Raw genomic sequence first — 5893 nt, 5'->3', positions numbered from 1 at the left:
GCCGCGACACAGTGAAGACCGGCGGGCCGGGCAGAGGATCCTCTGCCCGGCCCGCCGTCGTTCACGGCCGCGCCGGCACCGCCCGTACGGCGCGGGCGCCGGGCCGTGCGGCTGCCCTTCCCGACGGGGGGCCGGTGCCCTACAGTCGCCGCCTGACACATCGTCAGATACGGTCGACGGCTCAAGGCCGCCGCGGAGGGGACCGCCCATGCGCCTCGGACTCGCACTCGGCTACTGGGGCCGCGGCCCCAATCCGGCCCACCTCGACCTCGCCGTCGAGGCCGAGAGCCTCGGGTACGACTCCGTGTGGACGGCCGAGGCCTGGGGCTCGGACGCCTTCACCCCGCTGACCTGGATCGCCGCGCACACCTCCCGTATCCGCCTCGGCACGGCCATCGCGCAGATGGCCGCCCGCACGCCCACCGCCACCGCCATGCACGCCCTGACCCTCGACCACCTCTCCGGCGGCCGGATGATGCTCGGGCTCGGCCTGTCCGGGCCGCAGGTGGTCGAGGGCTGGTACGGGCGCCCCTTCCCCGCGAGCCCGCTCACCGCGACCCGCGAGTACGTCGACGTCATCCGCCAGGTCCTGCGCCGCGAGGGCCCGGTCGCCCTGGACGGCCGCTTCCACAGCCACCCGTACCGGGGAGCGGACGGCACCGGCACCGGCAAACCGCTGCGGCCCATCACCCATCCGCTCCGAGCCGGCCTGCCGCTCCTGCTGGGCGCCGAGGGGCCGAGGAACATCGCCCAGACGACCCGCATCGCCGACGGCTGGCTCCCCCTGTACTGGTCGCCGACCCGCACCGACGTCTACCAGGCGTCCCTGGCCGACCTCCCCGACGGGTTCATGATCGCGCCGATGGCCCGGGCCGCGGTGTGCGACGACGTCGCGGAGGGCCTGCTGCCCGTCAAGGCGATGCTCGGCTTCTACATCGGCGGAATGGGCCACGCGGCCCGCAACTTCCACGCCGACCTGATGGCCCGCATGGGCTACGAGGACGAGGCCTGCCGCATCCAGGAGCTCTTCCTCGCGGGCCGCAAGGAGGAGGCGGTACTCGCCGTCCCGGACGCGTTCGCCGACGAGATCTCCCTGGTCGGCCCGCGCGAGCGGATCGCCGAGCGGCTGGAGGCGTGGCGCACGGGACCCGTGACCGACCTGCTCCTCACCGCCCCCGACCCGCACACCCTGCGCGTCCTGGCGGAACTCAACGGCTAGGTCGTCTCCTTCGCGCACGCGACCAGGCGTTTTGGGACGGAAGAGGGTGGTTGGCCGCACGTTATCCGAAGTGACAGGAGGTTCTCTCCCGGTGGAGGATGGCGGACGTCTTTCCTTGTGGATCCACCTGCGCCCGACTGCCACCGGGGGGACCGGGCCAGCACCCGACGCGCCGATGGGCATCCACGTTCCCCGTCTCGCGAAGGAAGCTTCCAAGTGCGTCCCACCCGTACGGCGGCCCTGCTCACCGCAGGTCTCGTCACCGTCCTCGGCCTGCCGGCCGCCTCGACCGCGGCAGCCGCCGACACGCCGCTCAGCCTCTACGTGAACAACCTCGACGGCTCCGGCTGCTCCGACACCGGGGCCGGTTCCCGGACCGCTCCCTTCTGCACGATCGCCGCCGCGGCCCGGGTCGTCCAGCCGGGCCAGACCGTACGGATCACGCCGGGCAAGCGCTACACGGGCGCCGTCACCCTCGACCGGTCCGGTGAGCCGGGCAAGCCGATCACCTTCGCCGCCGAGTCGCTGCCGGGCGTGCCCGGGGCGGAGTTGGCGGCGAGTTTCACCCTCACCGGCGTCTCGCACGTCGCGATCACCGGCCTGGGTGTCTTCGGCGGCGTCCAGGTCAACCGCGCCCACCACGTCGAGCTGGACCGGATCAAGGCGGTACGGGGCACACTCACCGGTCTCGTGGTCGGCGACGGCAGCACGAACGTGCGCGTCACCCGGAGCGAGGTGCGGGAGGCCCGGATCGAGGGCGGCGCCCGCGGCACCCTCCTGGGCCGCAACGTACTCGGCGGCGGCCTGCGCCCGGCGCTGGCCGTCACCGACGCACCGGACACGGTCGTCACCAACAACACCCTCGACGGCGCCTGCCCGGCCATCCTCTCCGTCAGCGGCGCGTCGACGGGCGCCGCCCTGTTCAACAACGTGGTCAACCCGAGGTGGGACGCCCGCTGCGACCCTGCCGTGACCCCCGCCGCCATCGAGGTGACGCGGAGCGCGGCCGCCGGCGCCCGCGCCGACCACAACCTGATCCACGGCCTGCGCCAGGGCGCCAACGTGAAGTACCGGTGGGCCGGAACCGACCACCAGACCCCGGCGGCGCTGCGGGCCGCGACCGGTCAGGGCGCGCACGACGTCCTGACCCCGTCGGACGAGATCGGCGACCAGATGGACGCCTCCCCCGCCGTCGACTCCGCCGACGCGACGGCGCCCGGCGTGCTGCCCACGAGCATCGAGGGCGTCCCGACCTCCGACAACCCGAACACGCCCAACACCGGCACGGACGGCGGCTACCTCGATCGCGGCGCCTACGAGATGCACGACCACCTCACCGAGGTACGGGTCTCCGCCGACAACACCTGGGCCCCGGTGGGCACCACGGTGGAGGTCCGGGCCGGCTCGGACAGCCGCTGGTCCGGCGAGGTCACCTACCACTACGACTTCGGCGACGGCACGGCCCCCGTCGTCACCCAGGGCCACAGCGCCCGGCACGTCTACACCGCACCGTGCGCCTGCGTGATGAGGGTGACGGCGGTCAACCGCGCCGGAACGAAGGCCTCCACCGAGCAGACCGTGCGGGCGAACCCGGACACTCCCCTCACAGCCGGCTTCACCACCGGCCCGGAACTCCCCACCTCGGACAGCCCGGTCTCCTCCGTCCGGCCGCTGACCCTGCGGGTCGACACGGCGGCCACGGCGGCGCCCTGGCCGGTACGCTCCGCCCGCGTGGACTTCGGGGACGGCCACGCCGCCGACACCATGCCGGGCGACACCGTCGTACGGCACACCTACGACCGGCCCGGCACCTACACGGTGGCGCTCACCGTCCGGGACTCCGCGGGCGCCGAGTCCACGACCGGCCGGAGCGTGAAGGTCGACTACGCACCGTCGGGGTACCTGGCCGCCGCCCCGTTCCGGCTGCTGGACACCCGCACCACAGGCACCCCCCTGCGGGGCGGCCAGGCCACTCCCGTGACCCTGCCCGTCGGCCTCGCCGTGCCGGACCACCCGCTGTCGGGCAGCATGGCCGCGGCGGTCCTGAACGTGACCGTCACCGGGGCCACCGAGGACACCCACCTGAGCGTCTGGCCCTCCGGGCAGCCCCGCCCGGTCACCTCGAACGTGAACGTCCGCGCCGGCGGCACCTCCTCCAACACCGTCACCGTGCCCGTCGGCGCCGACGGGAGGATCTCCGCCCAGCTCAACTCGGGGCAGGCCGCGCTGGTCGTGGACTTCGCGGGCTACTACCAGCCGGGCGCCGGGCAGCGGTTCACGCCCGTCGCCCCGACGCGGGTCAGTGACACCCGCGCCGCCGGGGGCCCGCTGGGCGCGGACCGGACCCGTACCGTCAAGGTGGCCGGGGTCAACGGCATCCCGGCCGACGCCACGGCCGTGGCCCTCAACCTCACCAGTACGGGTGCGACCGAGAGCAGCCACGTCATCGCCTACCCGGACCCGGCGAAGCGCCCCACCACCTCGAACCTGAATCCGGAGCCCGGCAGGGACAAGTCCAACCAGGCCATCGTCCCGGTCGGCCCGAACGGCACCATCACCCTCTACACCAACACCGGCTCCACGCATCTGGTCCTGGACGCGGTCGGCTACTACGCGAAGAACGGCAGCGCCCTCTTCACCCCCGCCGCCCCCAAGCGCCTCGCCGACACCCGCACCACCGGCACGCTCGCCCCGGGCGCCACCACCACGGTCGCCGGGCTGCCCGCGAACGCGGTCGGCGCGGTACTGAACGTCACCGCCACCGACTCCACCGGCCCCGGCTTCCTGACCGTCTACGGGCAGGGCGCCGCCCGCCCTGACGCCAGCAGCCTCAACACCCGGCCCGGTGACACCGTCCCCAACCACGTCACCACCCCCGTCAACAACGGGCGGGTCGACATCTGGAACAGCTACGGGGGCAGCACCCACGTCGTCACCGACCTCCTGGGCTGCTTCACCCAGGGCTGACCCGCCACCACAGCGCAAGGAGCCCCGGTCCGCCGCGCGTGCGGCGGACCGGGGCTCGCCGCGGTCCAGGCCCGGGACCTGCTACGGCTCCGTGCCCGCCTCGGCCTGCGGTACGGCCTCCAGGAATTCGCGGAGGTCCAGGGCCATGACGGCGATCTCGATGCCGTCGCCGGCCCCGTAGACGCAGGTGACGATCCGCGAGCCCGGGTTGATGGACATGCCCTCCTTCACGGAGGGAACCCGCACGCCGGTGGCGCGGGCCCCGGGCAGCGGCAGGGGCTCCCCGCGCTGCGGCACCCAACGGGCTCCGCCCTCATCGGCGTACACCCGGCCCGGCCGCCAACGGCCCGCGCCGGCGGGCCGGCGGGCCATGCCGGGGATCCCCGGCACGGGACCGGAGGCCGTCCGCGCGAGGTGCTTGCGCCGCAGGAGCCATCCGGCTCCGGCGGCGGCGAGGACGGCCACCACGATCTCGATCACGCGACCATTGAAACAGGCCGCCCGGGCTATCCGCCCAGCTGGGACAGGCTCGGGACCTTGTCGGTGACCGTGGCGCCCGCGCCCTGGCCCGCTTCCTTGACGCCGTCGATGACATTGTTGAAGGCGTCGATGTCGGCGTCGCCCGCCTCGCCCTTGCGGAGCTTGGAGCCGAGGCCCTTGAGCGATTCGATGCCGGCCGTCAGCGGGACCATCGCCTTCGACAGCAGCGGGTCGCCCTTGGCGTTCTCGGCGGCCGCCTTCAGCCGGTTGTAGGCGAAGGCGCCGGCGAGACCGGCCTTGATGAGGGCGAAGGTACGGCCCTTGGCGCCCTTCTTGAACGTGCCCTCGCGGTACGGCTTGATGATCCACTGGTACGTGGCGCCGGCCGCGAGCCCGGCGTTGGCCACGAAGCGCGTCTTGGCGAACTTCTGCCGCTCGGCGGACGTGGTGGGCGAGGGGGTCACGGCGGCCAGCGCGTCGGCTTCGGCGGCCGCGGGCTCGGCGGCGGCGAGGGCAGCCAACTCCGCGACGGCGGCGGGCGACACCACCTCTCCCTGGGCGGCGGCGCCGGCGGAGCCGCTCCCGCCGCCGCACGCGGTGGCGCCGGCGAGCAGTGAGGTGGACAGGAACACCGCCAGGATCGCGCGGCGGAATCGAACGGTCGTGGGGATGGACACGGTTTCCTCCGGGGACTCAGGTGTCCCCCGCAGCCTCACCCGCGCCCCGCGGCTGCACCACTTGGGGGACCCGTTCGGGTTTGCGGCGCGCCTTCGCGGCAAAACGCGGTGCATGCGCTCTCACACCCGAGTACACACCCGAGGAAGCGGTCAGGCCGGCCGGGCCGTCGCGCTGGTGGCGGACGTGCTGGCCCTCGTGATCGCCCTGTGGATCCTCCTGTACCTGTTGGAAGCGAACCAGGGCAACGGCCTGGTCGACTTCATCCACGACGCCGCCAGCTGGCTGGCCGGCTGGTCGTACGACCTGTTCACCTTCAGCCGCGAGTGGGTCCAGGTCGTTGTCGGCTACGGCACCGCCGCCGTGACCTACATCGTCATCGGCCACGCCGTGGCCGGCTGGCTCTACCGACGCTAGCCGCGCCGCCCGGACCCGTACGGAGCCAACGGCCGGGTCCCCCACCCACCCGGGGGTGGCGGGACCCGCCCCCCGATGTTCTCCCGGGCCCGCGCGCCCTCCCGGAACAGCCCCAACAGTAGGGCGCCATCCCCG

General features: G+C 73.7%; 5 protein-coding genes. 3 read left to right on the top strand and 2 right to left on the bottom strand.

The genetic code is table 11. The annotated features are described in order from the left end of the window. Positions 1-208: 208 nt before the first annotated feature. Positions 209-1219: an LLM class F420-dependent oxidoreductase gene (locus ACFWUQ_RS30915; RefSeq protein ID WP_384544634.1), complete on the top strand. Its 1011-nt coding sequence runs from the start codon at positions 209-211 to the stop codon at positions 1217-1219. A gap of 216 nt (positions 1220-1435) precedes the next feature. Next, positions 1436-4186, top strand: a complete 2751-nt coding sequence (locus tag ACFWUQ_RS30910) for a PKD domain-containing protein (protein WP_384544632.1) — start codon at positions 1436-1438, stop codon at positions 4184-4186. Positions 4187-4267: 81 nt separating this feature from the next. Here the strand turns inward: ACFWUQ_RS30910 and ACFWUQ_RS30905 are convergent, their stop codons facing one another. Next, entirely contained in the window at positions 4268-4666 is a 399-nt protein-coding gene (locus ACFWUQ_RS30905) for a hypothetical protein (protein ID WP_384544630.1), read from the bottom strand. A gap of 26 nt (positions 4667-4692) precedes the next feature. Beyond that, positions 4693-5337 (bottom strand): hypothetical protein, encoded by a 645-nt coding sequence (locus ACFWUQ_RS30900; RefSeq protein WP_384544636.1) that lies wholly within the window; start codon positions 5335-5337, stop codon positions 4693-4695. Between the two features lie 118 nt (positions 5338-5455). On the opposite strand from ACFWUQ_RS30900, the gene ACFWUQ_RS30895 reads away from it, so the two are divergent. Beyond that, positions 5456-5758 (top strand): hypothetical protein, encoded by a 303-nt coding sequence (locus tag ACFWUQ_RS30895; protein ID WP_384544628.1) that lies wholly within the window; start codon positions 5456-5458, stop codon positions 5756-5758. Positions 5759-5893 lie beyond the last annotated feature (135 nt).

It is taken from the genome of Streptomyces sp. NPDC058662 (genome assembly GCF_042716255.1).
Classification (GTDB): Bacteria; Actinomycetota; Actinomycetes; order Streptomycetales; family Streptomycetaceae; genus Streptomyces.
The sequence above is the reverse complement of the archived record's forward strand: the minus strand, read 5'-3'. Positions and strand labels throughout refer to the sequence as shown.

Coding starts and splice junctions, on each gene's coding strand:
- ACFWUQ_RS30915 (WP_384544634.1), top strand. CDS start 209: ATGCGCCTCGGACTCGCACTCGGCTACTGGGGCCGCGGCCCCAATCCG.
- ACFWUQ_RS30895 (WP_384544628.1), top strand. CDS start 5,456: ATGCGCTCTCACACCCGAGTACACACCCGAGGAAGCGGTCAGGCCGGC.